An 18,057-nucleotide genomic window follows, 5' to 3' on the forward strand; every position below is an offset into this window, starting at 1 on the left:
GTCGGTAGAGCATTTTTGTTTACTGAGGACTATTTTTCTTCTTGAAGCTTTGCATGAGCAGTAGGCTGCTCAAGTTTATTGCGTCGGCGCAGTAATCGCAAAGCAACAAGGATCACTGCCGTACAGGCGATCCAAAGCGGTGCGTGGAGTGGTTCGGAAAGGTAGTGGAACAGTGAATCGCCACTGCCAACCGTACCATGTCCGTGCCCCTCGTGTGCTAGGAAAACCGGTGCAATCGTCTGCGTTATTGAATTCATCGTTTAGCAATATAGTTGGTTGTTTTGAATGTAGGCTGCGACGGCCGCAGGGACACGATAGCGGATTGACTTTCCTTTGGCAATTCGATCTCGAAGCTCTGAACTGCTAAGGTTGATCAATGGCATAGGGATGATGTTGCTCTCAAACGCCGCAATCTGCTCACTGGTAGCAATACCATCCAGGACGGCCAATGCGGGAGGCGGCTCGTTTCCGCGATAGGCAACCGCGAGTTGCGAAAGTTGGCAGATTTCCTGTGGCTTATGCCAGCGCGGAAAGTCTCGCAGCGAATCGGCACCAATCAACAAGAAAAAGTTGGCACCCACAAACTCGTTGTGTAATTCCCTTAAGGTATCCACGGTGTAGCTGGGGCCTGGTCGCGAAAGCTCGCGGTCGTCCAGGACGAACTTGTCATTGCCGCAAATTGCCAGTTGCACCATTTCTCGACGTGCATTGGCAGAGGCATTGGCCGAGTTTTTCAAGGGTGATTGAGCTGCTGGCAGGAAGCGGACTTGGTCCAGTTGCAGTTGTTCAGCGGCCGTCTCTGCTAGAAGCAAATGCGCAAGGTGGATAGGATCAAAAGAACCACCGTATATTCCGATTCTCATGACGCGAATCTCAATTCCTGACTATGCGAACTGCGAAGTGTTTGGTTCCGACAACTTTTGCATCGAATGCTGTATACGAAACAGCTAGATGACTGGACAATAGACGGACCCCTGAGTTGATGATACCCGCGGCAGATTCCATGGAAAAACGACAAAGCGAATTATTTGATCTTCAAGCGCCGCCGTGGGAAGTGGACGCGATGCAAGAGATTGTGATCGCTACGGTTGCATTTGCCGAGCCCCCGTTTGGGCCATTTCATTATGCAGTTCCCAAGCAATTGGTAGGGAAGTTAGCTGCAGGGATGCGTGTGCGTGTTCCGCTGGGAAAATCCAATCGCTTGATCAGCGGCTATTGCATTGGCGTCGAGGGCAGTCGTCAGTCGCCGGACGCACTGAAGGAAGTCGCAGAGACGCTGGACGAGCAATCGCTGTGTCCCGGCAAATTGATAGAGTTGATCCGCTGGATGTCTGCCTACTACCTTGTGCCCGTGGGGCAGGTTTTTCAAGCGGTGATACCTGCGGGGGTGCGTACTTCGGCTGGAACGAAGGTCGTGAAGTATGTGCGCATCGTGAAAGAAGGTGCTGATGAAAGTGATTTCGCAAAGCTGCCAGCCAAGCAACGAGCGATCATGCGGCAGATGGTATTGGCTGCGGGTCGGCTGGCCTTGGAAGACTTACTGCATTTGGCGGAGTGCTCTTTGTCTCCTGTCCACAATCTTGTAAAGGCTGGGCACTTGGCGATAGACCAGGAACGCGTCCTGCGCGACGTGCAATCAAACAGCTTGCGGCTTGATCGTACTGTAGCTCGAGCGCTCAGCGTTGATCAGCGTTTGGCACTTACCGAGATTCTGAAGGCCCTGGAGAGCCTGCAGCACAAAACGATCTTGTTGCATGGGATCACTGGCAGTGGAAAAACGGAAGTCTACATGCAGGCCATCGAACGAACGTTGTCGTTTGGTCGGCAAGCGATCGTGTTAGTGCCCGAAATCTCGCTGACTCCTCAAACCAAGCAGCAATTTACAGCCCGTTTTGGGGAAGTGGCCTTACTGCATTCGCATATGACCGATTCGGAAAGGCACTATCAATGGCGACGCATCTTTGACGGAGAAGTCTCTGTGATCGTTGGTCCGCGAAGCGCTATTTTTGCACCTGCTCCTAACCTGGGTTTGATCATTTTGGATGAGGAGCATGAATCATCTTTCAAGCAGGAAACGATTCCAAGATATCACGCTCGGGATGTGGCCTTGCACCGCGCTACATTGGAGAAGATTCCATTGATTCTGGGGTCAGCCACGCCATCGCTAGAGTCTTGGTATCGTGGCGTTAAGCAGATCTACCACCGCGTGAGTATGCCTCGTCGCATTCACAATCGTCCGTTGCCGCATGTCGAAATCGTCGACTTGCGATCGAATCGTTCTAGGCCGATAACTGGTTCGATCTCAGAAACGTTACGTCAGGAAGTGGTGAATGCCATTGAGCAAAAAGGGCAAGCCATCCTGCTGCTGAACCGGCGTGGCTTTTCGACCAATATTCAATGTCCAGCCTGCGGCAGCGTCGTGCATTGCCCTGACTGTGATTTGGCTCTAACGCACCATCGCGATGGGGGGAAAGCGATGTGTCATTACTGTGATTACACTATCCCCACGCCGCCGGTTTGTCCCAAATGCAGCTTCGATGGGATACGTTACAGCGGCACGGGAACACAGCGACTGGAAGAAGAAGTTCAGCGTATGTTTCCTGAAGTCGAAATCGCGCGTATGGACTCCGATACGATGCGTCGTCCCGGTTCTCACGAGCGGACGTTGACCGCCTTTCGCGAAGGAAAAATTCAATTGCTACTTGGGACGCAGATGATCGCCAAGGGCTTGGACTTTCCCAACGTGCTTTTGGTAGGTGTCATCAACGCGGATACCTCTTTGCATTTTCCTGATTTTCGCGCGACCGAGCGAACGTTTCAGTTGATTACTCAAGTCGCGGGCAGGACTGGGCGTGGCGAGAAGCCTGGTAAAGTGATCGTGCAAACCTTTACGCCTGAGCATCCTGCGATCCAGTTAGCAAGTAAGCACGATTTTCTGGGCTTCGCTGCCGCAGAACTCGCTCATCGAGAAAAATTTGGCTATCCACCCTACGGCAATTTAGCTCGGATCATCGTCCGAGGACCCGTCGAGAAGCAGGTCGAGGATTTTGCCAAATCGATCGGAGTGATGTTGTCCAGGCAACGCGATTTGGTCGACAAAACGATTCGGATTTTGGGACCGACGGTTCCCCCGATTGCCAGATTGCGAGGTTTGCATCGATTTCACCTCATGCTGGCCTGTACTGACTCGGCCGCATTGAACAAGGTTTTGGCTCGCTGCGCGGCCGAAATTCAGCCGCCGAAGGAGATTCAATACATCATCGACGTCGATCCTTTAGATATGATGTAAGCCGCATGGCTAATGGGGCTGTTGGTCAGGAAGCGTCAAAGGTCAGGGGCTATGAGGTAAAAAAACTCATAAAACTGGAAAAGTTGGTTTGAAACGATTACGGGGTTTTCGCAAGCATCAAAATTTCGCTAAGATTTGCAGTTTCGGACTAACCCGGGAATTATTCGCCTCCAAGCCCTGAATCGCTCGATACCGATTTAAGGATTGAGAGGACGATGCGTTTTGAGGCCGGGGACATTAAGGCGAGACGCTTGGCCTGTCAGAAATTGTTTTGTTTGCTGCGTTTGGGCTTCGCGTTGGATCAGGAGATTACTTGGTGAAATTGATTCTTAATACGGCCGTTATCGTTGCAGTCATAACCGCGTCGTTTTTGAAGTCTGCTGCAGCTCAGTCCCCAGATGCGCCAGCGGCCGCAACGATCCCGATTGTCAAGCTGCTACCTGCCGAAACCCAAGGTTGCATTCATGTCTCCAGTTTGCCGAAGTTTGTCGAGCGCTGGAATAACACTCAGCTAGGTGTGCTCGGGAACGATGAGCGATTAAAGCCGTTTTGGAATGAGCAACGAGCAGAAATTCAAAAACGATTCGCTGACGCGGGCTGGCAACTCAATCTCAAAGCAGAAGAGCTATTTGATATATCGACAGGGCAAGCTGGTGTAGCTTGGGTCGCTCAACCGCAGAATGCTCGTTTACCTTACGCGGTATGTCTGGTAATGGATGTCGCAGGCAAGCGAGCCGAGGCGGAAGCCTTATTGCAACGCGTGGATGCCGAACTCAAGAAACGCGGGGCTACCAGCAAAGACTCGCAAGTGGCAGGGACGGCAGTCCGTGAGTATGCCTTGCCACAAAAGCCCGGGGAAACCATTATTCGCAGTTCGTTCTACTCACTGACTGAAACGCAGCTCTACGCCACTGACGATTTGTCATTATTAAGCAATTTGATTCATGCGTACAAAAAAGGCGAGCATGAGAACAGTTTAGCGACGGAAAAGACTTACACCGATGTGTTTGGTAAGTTGAGCTCGGAAGTTGACGAGCACGACATGCAGTACTTTGTTCGACCTATCGGTTTTGCCAAGGCTCTTCGCTCGATATCGGGCCGTGGCGCTTCAGGCCAGACGGATATATTGAAGGTGTTAGACAATCAGGGGTTCGGCAAGATCGCCGCGGTCGGTGGCCGTGTTCGACTGAACTCAGAGAAATTTGACGTGCTGCATGAAGCCTTTGTTGCGGCACCAGCTCCGCTTCCTGAGGCCGTCCAGATCCTCGATTTTCCCAATACCGCTTCTCACCAACTGCCAGGTTGGATTTCCCAATCGGCTTCATCGGTAACTTCCTTTGCTTGGAACGCTAATACGGCATTTTGGAAGGTTCGATCTATTGTCGATGAAGTCGCCGGTCAAGAAGGAACTTTCGACGAAGTAATCATGTCGATCCAAGAAGATCCACTTGGACCTCGCATCGATATTCGCAAGGAGGTCTTGCCGTTTCTAACTAATCAGTTCTTTATCGTTACCGACACGGTCACGCCTATTGTTATCGATTCTCGACGTGCCTTGATCGCCATTGAGGTCGTCGATCCCAACGAGACATTGCAGAAAGTACTGGATCGCGCAATGGAGAATGAACCCGATGCCGAGAAGAAGGATCACAAAGGGAAACGCATTTGGAAGGTCACTCGCAGTCGCGATAATCTAGAGGTAGATTTGGAAAGTGACTTCGGAGACTTTGGTGCCGCCAGTGCTGCTGCGCAAAAAGGTGGCGACAACGAAAGCGGCGAAGAGCCTCTGCTGAACAACTGGGCGATCGCAAAGTATCAGAACTATCTTTTGTTCGCATCGCATTCTGAAATGATCGAGTCGGTGATCGATGCATCGTTGGCAGGGACTGAAGACTCTGGCTTCTTCTTGCAGGAAGATGTCGTGCCTGTGATCGAAGCTCTGGACATCAATGATGACAAGGCTGCGTGGCGAGTGATGAGGACAGACAAGTCTTTTGAAATGCAGTATGAATTATTTCGACGGGATGAATTGCCGCAAAGCCAGACGATCATCGCTTCCCTGTTAGATCGGTTGCTTCGTCCGCAAACAACCACCAAGTCGATTGAGCAGAAGGTAAAAGGCGATCGGTTGCCAGAGTTTGAGCAGATTCGCGAATTCTTACTGCCAATTGGTTATGCTGCATCCACCAGCGATGCTGGCTGGAGTATCAAGTCGTTCATTCCCGCTCCCACAAAGGCTCCTTAGCCTCAAGCGTAGATTGGTCGCAAATTAGAATTCCGCGTGGATCCAGAACGGGTGTTCGCGGTCACCACGCTGGCGTAGGTCCTCCAGAATCACACGAATGTCCAAGTTCGGTTCAATGATCTTCGTTGGACCGCGAGACTCGACCATGATCCTTTGGTTAATGTCCTGGACGTGTTCTGGGCCTAACCACAGCGAGAACCCCTTGGCCGGAAACGATCCCACACGCACGGCGTTGGCGGCAGGTTTTCGAAGTGTCGCCTGCAATTTGGGAAGCGATCTAGGCTTGAAGAGAAATGGGTGGATCTGCTGCTCGGCGTTAAGCTCTCGGATTTCAAGAAACCAAAAAAAGTTATCTCCACCTCGTGCTGAAACGACCTCGACATTCGTCGGAGCAAAGTTTCGGCGATGAGCGGTTAGGTTGGTCCATTGCATGATCCTCCCTAGTTCTTCTTGAAAGTGATCTCTGCCTCGTCCTCGATAGACTACCACCATACAGTTGAACTGAGGGCTGGCCACGAATTTATCGAGATACTTTCCGTTGCGAGACAGCGGATTGGGCGCACCGTCTAGTTCGCCCATCACAAAATACATTGGTAACGATTTAGCGTTCTCATAATATAGATGCGGGTATTTTTCGCAGTTGCCCCCAATCACAATCATGCCTGCCCACAGGTCAGGATGGGCAAGTCCGATATCCCACGCCGCATCCCCCCCTTGATTATGGCCACTTAAAAAAACGCGATCAGTGTCAATGCTGCTACGTCGAAACGCATCGCGTAACGCTCCCAGAATGTACGCATGTTCGTTTTCCGTATACTCGTAAAAAGGTTGCTTTTCCCGTCGCCATTGGGGTGCAACCACAATGTAGCCATGTCGCGAAGCCTCACCCAAAGAGCGATTGAACTCCTGGCTATAGGGGCCGCACCACCAATCGATTTGCTGGTCAGGAGTAGAGAACTCTCCGTGCAATGTTAGGACACATGGATACTTTCGATTCGGATCATACTCAGGTGGCAATTGAATGGCATAGCTTACTGTAGGCGAACCTGGTAAGGCTGCGACCGGTACATCGACGACAAACCTGCTGGGTTGATCTGCTTCCGGGTTGATGCCCAAAGGTGGCTTCATTTGCTTGGCAAGCTTGGCGATGAAAGGAGTGGTTCCCCCTTCCATCGTTTTGAGCTTATCAAGGATTTCGTCTCGGCGCGCTGAATCAGCGGTCGACAGGTATTCGGCAATCAAACTGCGGGCCTCGACTAAGGATGCGGCCACGGGCAAACTGTTTACCGTCGATCCGCTGCCAAGCAGCCAGCCGGAGATCGCGACTGCCAGAGCGCGAACGTCGTCGGTTCCTTCGATCTGCTGGAGGTCGGCAAAGCGTGGCAGCGTTGCATAGCTTACTTCTGCTTTGATCTCTTCGATGATCGAACTGCACACGGCACTTAGGGCTGGGTCGTTAACACTCGACAGTAGCTTTGAGCACCGCTCTTTTAATGCGGCCAACGCTTGGTCATCGGTTCGAAAACTGGCGAGCCGCCGGTCAATCTTCACGTTGGTTGCCGTCGCCACATTGCTGCGATTGAAGCCGTTTAAAAGTGCCCGCGCAAGCTCAAATTGTCCAGCGTTATAGCGATATTCGACCTCTCGAAACATGAGCTCAGCATTAGCTTCGTCCAACTCTCGCAGTTTGGGGCGCAAGTGTTCCAGTTCAGGATGTCGCTGAATGGCTTGCTGCAAGATCTCTCTTGCCTCTCGATACCGCTCGGCTTGTCGAAACATGGTGACGATATCTAACCAGTTTTGGGCGTTATTCAAATCAATTTGGTTGTACAGAATTGTTCTGAGTCGATCTGGGGCTATCGCGTTGAGCGCTAGTCGCATATCCCAAATCACCGTCCGCTCGCCGCCAAGTCCTTCGACGCGAATGTAATTGGCTGAAACCTCCGTGATTCCTTGGAGGATATTCGTCGGGCCTTCTGTAGTGGTCAGAGAATAGATCCGTCGTCCGAAATCATCGAATGGTGTTACCCCGGCAGTGTTCTGCACTGCTGCCACGCGCGGGTGACTGCCTGAGGCACGAAGGTCTGTGTTCTTGGTTTGCAAAACCGTCAGTGGCTCGACCCGTGTATTACTACTTTGGATGTGGGTGCTACGGAAGAAAGTGAGACGGAGATTGTCATCGACAACAGTGACAGGTTTGGCGTTCACTTCGCTGTTAAGAGCGATACTGCTGGTGGAAGACTGATCGATTCCGGGAACAGTGCCAGTCGCACCTGGTCCGACCAGCATGCCGTTTTTCAGCAAGACAATTGACTCGGCCGCAACTGCCAAATCTGCGGAAGCCAGAAGAGCGCCGCTCATCGCTAGATTCCTACAGAGTGCAAAGGCACGCGAAGGTAACCGGAATGGGCGGCGACGGGTCATGCGATAATTGAGCTGTTGAGGAGGAGGTTAGTTCCTGTCAATTGTAGTGTGTAGACTACGCTCCAGCGTCGCGAACATGTTAGGAAGGCTGCAAGAAACCTTCCACTGTTGGGTTAATCGGTGCAATCCGACTATCTGCCACCAAAAAATTTCTTCAGCGTTTCTTCTGCGGCTGCCCGAGAATTCTGGGTGTTAGGGCCAGATTTCATTTTCGGGAGTTTCATGGGGCCTTTACTATCTACTCGCGTATGTTTGCTGTCAGAGCCTTCTTCTTGCTTGTTCTCTGCCACCGAGTCAGGGTTGGTACCCTCGGGCAACTGGATGCTGGCGGTATCGTCCATCGCCAGCATTTTTGTTTCGGGTTCAACATACGTTTGCCGGCGTGACGAACGATCCATGGTATCGGCTTCAATCAACCAATCGGCAACGTCAAACGAGTCCGTCTTGGGCTCTCGGCTAGCTTGTTCCGTCGCGAGTCTTGCAGCGGCTTCTTTTACTGAAGCAACTTCTGGTTTCTTCGCTCCGCCAATCCCATGTTCGATCAGGACTTCAAATTCCAATTGACCGACGCGCAACACATCCCCAGCGGTCATTACCTTGGCGCGTTCAGGTTCCAGTTGCTTCTCGTTCAGGAACGTTCCATTGCGGCTCTTGAGATCGGCCACAATTACTTTCCCGTCACGCTGCAAAATCGCGCAATGCTTTCGGCTAATCGAGTCGCTCTTTGGCCTAAGCTGGCAAGAATCGCTCCGTCCGATGAAAAATTTCTCATCTTTTACCACGATTTCTTTGCCCGAATGGGCTCCGCCGAGCACTTTAAGCTTTACTTGCATAAGACTCTTCCCCTCTTGGCACTTTTGATCCGAATCATGCACTGTTAGAAGACACAACTCAATAATTCATCCCGAGCTGATTGAGGCCCCGAAATGCCGATAGTCTTGCCATGTGGACGACATCACGCGTAAGCTCAATCTAATAACTTGTATTGTAGCTATCTATCGACTTCATGCCTAGCCTCAGTTCCCTTAAAACCGCCGGATGCGAGATAATTCACCTTTGCGGACTTCCGTTCCGGTGCAAATTTGGAACCAGAAAAAGCGTTTTTTTATTGCAGCTCGAAAATCGCACTCCAAAGACAAGCGGTGCTTTTCATATCCACAAGGTGCTGTTATCCCCCCGCATCGCGGGAAGTTGCAACGTCGTTCTCTTTTACCGTTTGTCTTTCCAGAGTGGGTCTGAATACTTATTAGATTGAAGCGCCGCGGCCCGTTGCAGAATTGGCAGGAGGACTTCATCACATGATCCCAGCGACTGCCAGGACGACGTAGCAGTGGAGTACTTGCTGCCAACGGCATCTTGGATTGAGTCGGTGAGCGATTTCCTGATCTCTTCCGCCGAAACACGGTTTGGAAGAGCACGCAAATCCAGAATTCCGCTGAGTTGTGGAGTGAAGTCGGATGTCTCCATAAGGATACTGCCATGCTGCAGCAGGGCTTTGCCAAGTCGACGTTGAGCCGAACCAACGATTTTTGCTCCGTTGGCAATCAGATCGGCCGAAGACCTTCGCTGGAAGCATAGAAATGGCTCCGTCGAACCCTGTGTTGCCACTTTGGCTGGTTCGAAGACGGCACATGCTGAGGCGGATTGAAGTTCGTAGCCAAAGGTTCCAAACGCTTTCCGAATCGCGGAGTGGATATCACAATAGATTTCACTGGCGGCCGACTTGCTGTTGGAATCCTCTGGTATGGCAAGGCTGTAAGTAAGTTCACGGTCATGCACGATGGCACCACCACCGGACAATCTCCGAGTGTAGGGGAGCGTTGCAAGCCTGTGATCCTGCAGTCGCTCGCGCGTGCTTTGAAAGTATCCTAGCGATAAGTACGGCTGCGACCATTCATAGAAACGCAAAAACAGTTCATTTCGCTCGCTAGCGCGTTCCGACATGGCTTCATCGATAGCCATGTTGGCATCGCCATCACGTGGCTGGTCGAGCCAAAGATAGAGATCCATCTTAGTGGGATTCGCCGCATTGGGTTTGATAGGTCGCATAGTCCATGAGCTTGGACAATTCGCTAGGGTCGCTAACCTTCAGTTTGACGATCCAGCCTTGGTCGTAGGGGTCGTCTGCCAGCGATTCAAGTCGATCGACGAGCTCGTTGTTGGTTTCGGTGACTGTGCCACCGATTGGCGCGTATAGTGGGCTGACGGCTTTGACGGATTCCACTTCGCCAAACTCTTCACCCGCGCTCACGGTCTTTCCAATTTGGGGCAAAGCCATGAAAACCAGGTCGGTTAGCTCAGCAACCGCGAAAGCCGAGATGCCGACGGTCGCGATGTCGCCTTGCAGGTCAACCCATTCATGCGAACTTGCGTATCGAAGTGTTTCAGGATTTCTGGTCATAGGTCAGACTTACTTTCTTTTGTAGAAGGGCAAAGGGACAATTTTACCGGGCACGCGACTGCCGCGGACATCGACTTCTATGCTAGCGTCAGGATGTGCGGCCAAGGTGTCGACGTAAGCCATCGCAATAGGAGTCGCTAGTGTAGGGGAATAGGAGCCACTGCAAACATAACCTATTTCGCGGTTGTCGCAGTCCAGCACAATCGAGCCTTCGCGGGCGGCCCGCCTGCCCTCCAACCGCAATCCGACGCGTTTACTAGCCAACGGATTTTCTTTTGCGATTTGAAGTTCAGTCGATCCGATGAAGGAGCGGTCTTGCAAATTAACCGACCTTCCAAGGCCTGCTTGGAAGGGGTTAATGGATTCTGAGAGCTCGTGCCCGTACAGTGGCATCCCAGCTTCCAGGCGCAGTGTGTCTCTAGCGCCAAGCCCAGCAGCCATGGCGGTGCAATCGCGGCCTGCCAGCAACAAGTTTTCCCAAACTCGAATTGCATCCTCATTGCGCACAATTAGTTCAAAGCCGTCTTCGCCGGTATAGCCTGTCCGCGATACGATTGTTGGCTTGCCAAGCTGTTCAGCAATTCTAGCGCGATAATAACCTAGTTTGTCGATCGGAGCCTTGTAAAGCTTAGTGGCTATCTCGACCGCCCGGGGACCCTGAATCGCAATCATTGCTGTCTGATTCGATACATCGCGGAATGTGACATCCGGGAAATCTGCCAGATGCGGTTGCAACCAAGCTGAAATCTTGGCCCGGTTTCCGGCATTGACGACTAGCAGGAAATAGACGTTCCCCTCTTGCGACTCCAGGCAGTAAATCAAAACGTCATCTAAAATACCGCCGCTTTCATTACAAATCAGCGAATAACGAACTTCGCCCACCTGCATGTCGGTGACACGGCGTGTCGATAAATGGTCCAGTAATTGGTCTGCCCGTGGACCATCAAATCGAAAGCGACCCATGTGCGACACGTCGAACAACGTTGCACGCGTTCGAGTCGCTTCGTGTTCAGTCACAATTGAGCTATATTGAATGGGCATCGCGTAGTTCGCGAAATCTGCAATTTTCGCATTTGCGGAAATATGCCACTCGTAAAGCGGTGTTTTAAGTAAACTGGTTTCCATCGTGAAGCATCATCCAAGATGGGGCCACCATCTGAATTTGGAACGAATAACCACCCGCACCGTATTTTGGCTAACATCAAGAACGCTCGGCTACTCAAATGTTACGCCCGTTACCAATTCGGATGGGACGAACCCCGGGTTGTTTTTCAATAGTAATGTGTGTTTTTCAAAAGTATATCGTGCAGTAGTGTTTCGCCCAGAGCAACGCTCAATTCAGTTTTGACTATGCTTACAACCAACAACAGTCTGCTGCTGCGTTTAGCTTCGTCGGAGGATCAGGCGGCCTGGCAGACATTCGTTGAGCTATACGAACCGGTCATCATTCGCTCATTGTGCTTCAAGGGGCTAACGCCGGTCGATGCAGAGGATGTCGCTCAGCAGATATTCCTATCTGTCGCGAAAGCGTTTCAAGTTCGTCCTCACGATCCAACACGCGCAAAATTTCGAACTTGGCTGGAGACAGTGACTCGAAACGCAGCTCTTAATGCCATGCGAACCAAGCGAGTCGACAAAGCAGTAGGTGGTACCGAACCGCTGCTGTCCATTCAAAATATTCAAGCCAAAGATGATGATTCTCAAGTGCTAGAGCGCGAGTACCAGAAGGAGTTGTTCAGGCAAGCGGCTGCAAACATTCGGCCTGAATTCGAGAGCGACTCGTGGACGGCCTTCTGGCGCACAACAGTCAATGGCGAAGCGATCGAAGCGGTGGCGACCGACCTGAACAAGCAAGTAGGGAGTGTTTATGCCGCTCGCAGCCGCATCATGCGTCGCCTTAAGTCGGAAGTTACACGGCTTTCAGATTTATAAATTTTTGATGGAAAGGTGCTGTCAGGATTTCAGAACCGACGTGTATAAGCTACCAGATTGACTCTGTCCCGAGCTTGCAAAAGTATGCCCCAGTCCCCACTGTACTCGTTAACCTGCAACGCCGAAGCGATTGATCGCTTCCTGAACGGTGAAACAAGCCACTTGGAGCATCATGCGCTAGAGTTACATTTGAGCAATTGCGAGGATTGCCGAAAGCTGATCGAACAACGGGCGGCCAGCCAGGATTTTTGGGATCACGCCAAAGCCTGCTTGGACACACGAAAAGACATGCACATCGGCTTGGTCAGATCGAGCACCATGCACGGAGGGACGCTGCAATCCAGCAGCCATGCAACTTGGCTGTTGAGTGGCAGTGAATCTGATTTTTCATTTGACCAATTCTTACTCAACTCCCTAGACCCCACCGAGTTTCCACAATCGCTGGGGCAGATGGGCCAGTACGAAGTGCTGGAGGTGGTCGGCCGCGGCGGAATGGGGCTGGTGGTTAAAGCCTTTGATACCGAACTGAAGAGGACTGTAGCCATCAAGACCTTGTTGCAACCGTCCACAGCGGTTGCTGATGTCGCAAGGCAGCGATTGGCGCGAGAAGCTCAGGCCGCTGCATTTTTGACGCACGACCACATTGTTCCCGTCCACAGCATCGACACATGGCGAGGGCTGCCCTTAATTGTCATGCCGTACATTAAAGACGGGACGTTGCAGGCCTATGCAGAATCGCATCCGCTGAGCGTCGAAGATATTCTCAACATCGCAATTCAAATATGTTCCGGATTGAATATCGCTCATCAACATGGCGTTGTGCATCGCGACATTAAACCATCCAACATACTGCTTCAGAACGGGGTGCAGCACCTGCTGATTTCCGACTTTGGTCTAGCTCGCGCCGACGGCGATCAAACATTGACTATGTCGGGAACATTGGCGGGGACACCGCAATTTATGTCACCTGAGCAAGCGCAAGGAAAAGATCTGGATTACCGAACCGATCTGTTCAGTTTTGGCAGTCTATTGTACTGGCTGTGTACGAAAACCTATCCCTTTCAAGCAAGCACGAGTTATGGCACCATCATTCGGATCGTAAACCAAACGCAGGTCTCTGCCAGTGAACTGAATCCATTGATTCCAGTTTGGCTGAGCAGGTTGATCGATCGCTTGCTCGAAAAGGATGCCGATCAACGGATCGGGGACACACAGCAAGTTCAACAGGTCTTGACGCAATGTTTAGATCACTTGAGACAACCTCACTTGACCGCGCTGCCTTCGGAATTGTCGCTTTGCAATACAAGAACGACTCGACCCCAATCGAAGGCTTGGTTCAGCCTTATCGCAGCTAGCGTCTTATTGGCCAGCGCGTTTGCCGCAGTTTTGATCGTGCTTAAACAACAGGAGCCAGCGGAGGGGAAATCCGTTAAGCCAGCTTCAACGGCAATTCCCGCAAACAATGCTTCCCACGAGCAGGTTTATCTCAAGTACGGCGCGCTGGCAGCAGAAGATCTCTATCATTTGGAGAACGATTTGCCGGCAGGTGATCACGTGGAATATTGGTTACACCGCATGGCCTATCTTCCGATTGCCGAAGTGCCAAGCTCGGTTATCCCGATGGTCATCGAGTATTCCAATCACGAAGAGGAGAATATTCGCAGGTACGCTCAAGCGATTCTCAGTAAGAATCCATTTCAAGTCGTCGAAACGTCCGCCGATGAAAGCTTGGATCGCGTCAACACATTAACCTCAAACGCACATAGTCAAACAGGAGACTTCGATGTCAAGACGACACCGGAATCCGAACTTACCAATCCTTTTGAATTGATTGATCCTGAGGAAGCGAAGGTAGAGGAATGAAAAAACTAAATAGTACATGGGTTTGTATTGCACTGCTTGTTGCGATGGTTCCGGCCAGTGTGCTCGGCCAAAACGCGAATCAACGTACTTGGACCGACTCTACGGGCCAATTCACTATTGTTGGCAGCCTCGTTGAACTCAAGGGTGGCGACGTTTACTTGAAGACTTCCGATGGTAAGACCATGAAGATTCCTGTCGCTAGATTAAGTAAAGCAGATCAGGATTACCTTAGTCCCAGCGATAGCCCTTTTGAAGTGATCAGCGAGGTACCGAGTGCTGCTACATCTGGCGACAGCGGGCCGACAAGTAGTTTGCCACTCTCGCCCGCCGCACCTTCTCAGCAAAATTCTACTGGGTACCAATGGAGCGCTCCACTGAAGCTTGATTGGGAGGCAGTCGACGAAATGGATGCTGGCTTTGGCGCCGCCTGGAGCCCTAGTTTACCGGCATCCAACGAACTAGCAGAACCACTCAAACGCGCAACCTTCATGAAGAAGATGCACTTCTTCGAGAACATGCACGAAGTGAACATCAATCCTCTGTGTAACAAGGCGGCTGTTGGCGCGACGGTCAGCTTCTCCGTGCCCAAGCCGTTGACCCGCGTTTCCATCGTGGATTTTGCTACTGGCAAATCGACGAATTCAACTCAGATTGAAGCGCAAATGCGTCCGCTTACGATATTGAACGACGGCAATACCTTGTTAATGGTTGGCAACGGAAGTAAACGTGACGAGGGATATGAAAAATCAAGCGAATTGCAGTTGTGGATCATCGCTGGCAAAAAAATCCTTCGTTCGAAATCATGGCAACCGTTCGATGGCGAGTCCGACGGTGAGGCCAGCAGTGTCATTCGCGCCATCACATTGCCCAACGACCTCGTCGCGCTGCTCAGCGGCAACGGTCATCTGGCTGTAATCAATATCAAGAATCGACAACCCGTTTGGCATGCACGGCTTGGCGGAAATTTTGCAGTGGATGCTTCCACCGATCGAAGGCTTCTTGCTATTCTATCCGGCGACAACATCACCATCGTTGACGCGATGACTGGGGCAGGTAGTGGCAGTGTCTCTCTCGACAAAGAACATCTCGCTTGGCCGCGAATTCGCTGGAGCCCGAGCGGTAAGAAGCTGCTGGTGGCATACACCAACACCGTACGCTTGCTAAATGTGGAGACTGGACAATGGGACCTGAAAATAGTGCTTCCTGGAAACCCGCGGACTGCTCGAGGTCTCGATTACCCTCACGAAGATTATGCATTGTTAGACAATCACTTGCTCATGCATCTGCCTTCACAGATCTTTGTTTGTGAGTATCGCGATGCTGGCCAATTATCCATTCTGGGCGGTAAGACCTTTGTGGCCATGATGAACGAAACTAGCGGTATTGTAGTACCATCGGAATTGCCTCATCCAACCGCAGAGGCAACGCTGAAAAAAGCAGAACAAGATCCTAGCACCTTCTTGGTTTACCCCAACGTGGAAGTTTCGATCAATGTGTCCGGTGCCGGGCAATACCAAGCAGAAGCTCGCAATTCTCTTGAATTGTCTGCGGAAAAGGCGGGCTATAAAGTGGTTTCTAACGCGCCGGTACAAATTGTCGCTGGTGTTTCCGGTCCAACGCGCGAAGCAGTCAGCTATATCGGCCGCGGTAGCTACACCATGGACAAATACACCTCGACCATTCGCATCGTCTGGCAAGGAAAAGATGTGTGGAGCACATCGGGAACCAACGTCCAAGGCTTCTTGGTGACCGAGCCAAACCAGACAATCGAGGAAGCCGTCAACGAATCTGGAAAGAGGCCTAATCTTGAGATTTTCAAGTCGGTTAACTTCCCTAAGCTGCTGCAAAAACCCGCTGATCAAAAAGGCCAAGATAAACCGAGCGTGGCATTGCTCATCTCCAAGTTTACAATGCAGGGACTGGTCGATAGTCAGTAAGTAACCCCTTTGGATTCGATCGTTTATGAAAAAAATGTTTGTTAAGCCAGTGTGCCTTCTTGGTTTCATCTTGCTGTTGGGGTCGCTCGGGTGCGAATCGACACCTACAGGTCCCACATTGACGCGTCAACAAGCTCAGAAGGTCCAATCGGGTACCGCACTCGCTGATATCGAAAATGAACTGGGCCCCTCACGTCCAGCGACAGCGACTGAAATCGCGTCGATGAAGCCAATCTTAGATCGTATGCCTCCGCAAGTACGAGAAAACGCACTGGCCGATCGGGCCATAGCGTGGGGCAATAAAGATGGGTTCTTGGTCGGACGCGTCAATCAAGAAGGAATCATTTGGGTCGTGTCCTACCAAACGAAATAGACCAATGTAGGCCAGGTAGGGCCTCGCTGAGACGATTGTCGCAAGGTACGCAAGGCTAGGAAGCAAGGTCTGCCACTTCTTGAATTTATCCTTAGCAACGGCACAATATCTCGCTATGTTGTATCGAGACATTCCAGCAACTGCCTACCGAGGTTGCTGCGTTCGATTGATGTTTAGTGAATATACTTCGATGTGAGTTTTTTGATGAGTGAATCACCAGGTATGAACGATTTGCCTCCTCCGCCTAAAGCCGAGTTCGGCAGGATCGTGGAAATGTTCGCTTCGCAAGCGATTGCCGCGATGGGTAAAATGCCAGAGGCAAAAACGGAGGTTCGAATGGATTACGCGAAGTACTTTATCGATCTCTTGGAAGTGCTTCAAGAAAAATCAAAATCGAGCATCAGCGCCGACGAAGCCTCCGCGCTCGATGGTACACTGTACTATCTGCGAATGATGTTTGTCGAAGCAAACAAGTAAGATCCAATTGGAACTACCGGAGACGCGATGAGTTGCTCCACAACGTTTTGGCAGAGTCTTTCAACGGCCATCCGCACGGTTTTTCTGTGGATGCTGTGGCTGCCGAGTTTTTTGCAAGGGCAAACCTCATCGCAAAGTGAACTGCCACAAGCGTCGCCTGCCGCATTGCTACTGGATCAGACGCTGCAACTATCGCTGCGCAACGCACTGACCAAATCGATTGGTTTCCTACAGACGGAAGTACCCATCTGGATGGCAGAGCACCAATGTGCTTCTTGTCATAATCAGGGCGATGCCGCGAGAACACTCCTGGTCGCGTCGCAGTATGGCTTCGATGACGATCAGTCGCTTTCCTCGACAAGAGAATGGTTGCTAACACCAGAACGCTGGGTGGAAAACCGAGGACTCCCGGAAGCGAGTGATCATGAACTGGCCAACCTGCAATTCGCTTCGGCGCTGGTCAGCATGTTGCCCTCCCAGCAGCCTCAAGTGCACCATGCGATCGACCAAGCAGCTCTGATCTTGATCAAGCAACAATCTGCTGATGGAGCATGGCGAATTCAGTCAGGCGGAACGCTCGCTTCACCCATCACGCATGGGAATTTGTTGCTGACGACCAACGCTGTGCAAGTTTTGAAACATAGTCACACACCAACTCGAACTGCACCCATTCGGAAGGCGCAAGAGTGGCTAGGCATACAGAAGCCGCAGAATACCTTGGATAAAGCCGCCATGCTGTTGGCATTCATGAATGCTTTCGATCAAGTCGATGAGTCGGCAGTTCGACCACTGATTGCAGACATCGTTGCCGCACAGCATGTAAGCGGTGGTTGGGGACCGCATCGCAACGCGGCCCCAGAAATATTCGACACAGCCTTGGTGTTGATGGCGTTGTCACGCAACTCCGCAACCGCACCGCAGACCCAAACTGCCATGATCGAGGGGCTTAAATACTTGTTAGACCAACAAGTCGATGGTGGTTATTGGGACGAGACCACGCGGCCAAGTGGATCGGTCAGTTATGCGCATCGAGTCTCAACGACAGCTTGGGCCGCACGGGCTCTGCTGGAGATGGCAGTCGCGGCGGAAGTCGTGAGGATGTCGGTCGACTAACTC

The 18,057-nt window shown here is 51.5% G+C and carries 15 protein-coding genes; 8 read left to right on the forward strand and 7 right to left on the reverse strand.

Annotation, left to right across the window (positions count from 1 at the left end; all coding sequences use genetic code 11):
* Nucleotides 1–29: 29 nt before the first annotated feature.
* Both SH302x_RS03430 and nadD read right to left on the reverse strand, forming a co-directional pair.
* The gene (locus SH302x_RS03430) at nucleotides 30–257 is read right to left on the reverse strand and encodes a hypothetical protein (RefSeq protein WP_479367346.1); all 228 of its coding nucleotides are present in this window, start codon (nucleotides 255–257) and stop codon (nucleotides 30–32) included.
* A 3-nt stretch (nucleotides 258–260) separates the two neighbouring features.
* Entirely contained in the window at nucleotides 261–863 is a 603-nt protein-coding gene (gene nadD, locus SH302x_RS03435; RefSeq protein ID WP_479367347.1) for a nicotinate (nicotinamide) nucleotide adenylyltransferase, read from the reverse strand.
* A gap of 140 nt (nucleotides 864–1,003) precedes the next feature.
* Here nadD and priA point away from each other — a divergent pair, with 140 nt between their 5' ends.
* Complete coding sequence (gene priA, locus SH302x_RS03440; RefSeq protein WP_479367348.1) at nucleotides 1,004–3,289, forward strand: replication restart helicase PriA; 2,286 nt, start codon at nucleotides 1,004–1,006, stop codon at nucleotides 3,287–3,289.
* 316 nt (nucleotides 3,290–3,605) lie between these two features.
* The gene (locus SH302x_RS03445; RefSeq protein WP_479367349.1) at nucleotides 3,606–5,534 is read left to right on the forward strand and encodes a hypothetical protein; all 1,929 of its coding nucleotides are present in this window, start codon (nucleotides 3,606–3,608) and stop codon (nucleotides 5,532–5,534) included.
* A 24-nt stretch (nucleotides 5,535–5,558) separates the two neighbouring features.
* On the opposite strand, the gene SH302x_RS03450 is transcribed toward SH302x_RS03445, so the two are convergent.
* From SH302x_RS03450 to gcvT, 5 genes are all read right to left on the reverse strand, one after another.
* A complete protein-coding gene (locus tag SH302x_RS03450; protein WP_479367350.1) occupies nucleotides 5,559–7,895 on the reverse strand; it encodes a hypothetical protein in 2,337 nt (778 codons plus the stop codon).
* 194 nt (nucleotides 7,896–8,089) lie between these two features.
* Nucleotides 8,090–8,791 carry an FHA domain-containing protein gene (locus tag SH302x_RS03455; RefSeq protein ID WP_479367351.1) on the reverse strand — a complete coding sequence of 234 codons (702 nt, stop codon included), beginning with the start codon at nucleotides 8,789–8,791 and terminating at the stop codon, nucleotides 8,090–8,092.
* A gap of 376 nt (nucleotides 8,792–9,167) precedes the next feature.
* Complete coding sequence (locus SH302x_RS03460) at nucleotides 9,168–9,968, reverse strand: lipoate--protein ligase family protein (protein ID WP_479367352.1); 801 nt, start codon at nucleotides 9,966–9,968, stop codon at nucleotides 9,168–9,170.
* A gap of 1 nt (nucleotide 9,969) precedes the next feature.
* Nucleotides 9,970–10,359 (reverse strand): glycine cleavage system protein GcvH, encoded by a 390-nt coding sequence (gene gcvH, locus SH302x_RS03465; RefSeq protein WP_479367353.1) that lies wholly within the window; start codon nucleotides 10,357–10,359, stop codon nucleotides 9,970–9,972.
* 9 nt (nucleotides 10,360–10,368) lie between these two features.
* Nucleotides 10,369–11,484 (reverse strand): glycine cleavage system aminomethyltransferase GcvT, encoded by a 1,116-nt coding sequence (gene gcvT / locus SH302x_RS03470; RefSeq protein WP_479367354.1) that lies wholly within the window; start codon nucleotides 11,482–11,484, stop codon nucleotides 10,369–10,371.
* Nucleotides 11,485–11,709: 225 nt separating this feature from the next.
* Between gcvT and SH302x_RS03475 the strand changes: the two genes are divergently transcribed.
* The 6 genes from SH302x_RS03475 (at nucleotide 11,710) to SH302x_RS03500 (ending at nucleotide 18,054) form a co-directional block, all read left to right on the forward strand.
* Nucleotides 11,710–12,291 carry an RNA polymerase sigma factor gene (locus SH302x_RS03475; protein WP_479367355.1) on the forward strand — a complete coding sequence of 194 codons (582 nt, stop codon included), beginning with the start codon at nucleotides 11,710–11,712 and terminating at the stop codon, nucleotides 12,289–12,291.
* Nucleotides 12,292–12,375: 84 nt separating this feature from the next.
* A complete protein-coding gene (locus tag SH302x_RS03480; RefSeq protein WP_479367356.1) occupies nucleotides 12,376–14,154 on the forward strand; it encodes a serine/threonine-protein kinase in 1,779 nt (592 codons plus the stop codon).
* Nucleotides 14,151–16,091 (forward strand): SHD1 domain-containing protein, encoded by a 1,941-nt coding sequence (locus tag SH302x_RS03485; RefSeq protein ID WP_479367357.1) that lies wholly within the window; start codon nucleotides 14,151–14,153, stop codon nucleotides 16,089–16,091. The genes SH302x_RS03480 and SH302x_RS03485 overlap by 4 nt, the downstream gene beginning before the upstream one ends.
* Before the next feature lie 25 nt (nucleotides 16,092–16,116).
* Complete coding sequence (locus SH302x_RS03490; RefSeq protein ID WP_479367358.1) at nucleotides 16,117–16,464, forward strand: hypothetical protein; 348 nt, start codon at nucleotides 16,117–16,119, stop codon at nucleotides 16,462–16,464.
* A 204-nt stretch (nucleotides 16,465–16,668) separates the two neighbouring features.
* Nucleotides 16,669–16,941, forward strand: coding sequence for a DUF1844 domain-containing protein (locus SH302x_RS03495; protein WP_479367359.1), 273 nt, complete (start codon nucleotides 16,669–16,671; stop codon nucleotides 16,939–16,941).
* Nucleotides 16,942–16,968: 27 nt separating this feature from the next.
* Nucleotides 16,969–18,054 carry a prenyltransferase/squalene oxidase repeat-containing protein gene (locus SH302x_RS03500; RefSeq protein ID WP_479367360.1) on the forward strand — a complete coding sequence of 362 codons (1,086 nt, stop codon included), beginning with the start codon at nucleotides 16,969–16,971 and terminating at the stop codon, nucleotides 18,052–18,054.
* Nucleotides 18,055–18,057: the final 3 nt, after the last annotated feature.

It is taken from the genome of Njordella calcicola, from assembly GCF_056494125.1.

Coding starts and splice junctions, on each gene's coding strand:
- SH302x_RS03430 (WP_479367346.1), bottom strand. CDS start 257: ATGAATTCAATAACGCAGACGATTGCACCGGTTTTCCTAGCACACGAG.
- nadD (WP_479367347.1), bottom strand. CDS start 863: ATGAGAATCGGAATATACGGTGGTTCTTTTGATCCTATCCACCTTGCG.
- priA (WP_479367348.1), top strand. CDS start 1,004: ATGGAAAAACGACAAAGCGAATTATTTGATCTTCAAGCGCCGCCGTGG.
- SH302x_RS03450 (WP_479367350.1), bottom strand. CDS start 7,895: ATGAGCGGCGCTCTTCTGGCTTCCGCAGATTTGGCAGTTGCGGCCGAG.
- SH302x_RS03455 (WP_479367351.1), bottom strand. CDS start 8,791: ATGCAAGTAAAGCTTAAAGTGCTCGGCGGAGCCCATTCGGGCAAAGAA.
- SH302x_RS03460 (WP_479367352.1), bottom strand. CDS start 9,968: ATGGATCTCTATCTTTGGCTCGACCAGCCACGTGATGGCGATGCCAAC.
- gcvH (WP_479367353.1), bottom strand. CDS start 10,359: ATGACCAGAAATCCTGAAACACTTCGATACGCAAGTTCGCATGAATGG.
- gcvT (WP_479367354.1), bottom strand. CDS start 11,484: ATGGAAACCAGTTTACTTAAAACACCGCTTTACGAGTGGCATATTTCC.
- SH302x_RS03475 (WP_479367355.1), top strand. CDS start 11,710: ATGCTTACAACCAACAACAGTCTGCTGCTGCGTTTAGCTTCGTCGGAG.
- SH302x_RS03480 (WP_479367356.1), top strand. CDS start 12,376: ATGCCCCAGTCCCCACTGTACTCGTTAACCTGCAACGCCGAAGCGATT.
- SH302x_RS03485 (WP_479367357.1), top strand. CDS start 14,151: ATGAAAAAACTAAATAGTACATGGGTTTGTATTGCACTGCTTGTTGCG.
- SH302x_RS03490 (WP_479367358.1), top strand. CDS start 16,117: ATGAAAAAAATGTTTGTTAAGCCAGTGTGCCTTCTTGGTTTCATCTTG.
- SH302x_RS03495 (WP_479367359.1), top strand. CDS start 16,669: ATGAGTGAATCACCAGGTATGAACGATTTGCCTCCTCCGCCTAAAGCC.
- SH302x_RS03500 (WP_479367360.1), top strand. CDS start 16,969: ATGAGTTGCTCCACAACGTTTTGGCAGAGTCTTTCAACGGCCATCCGC.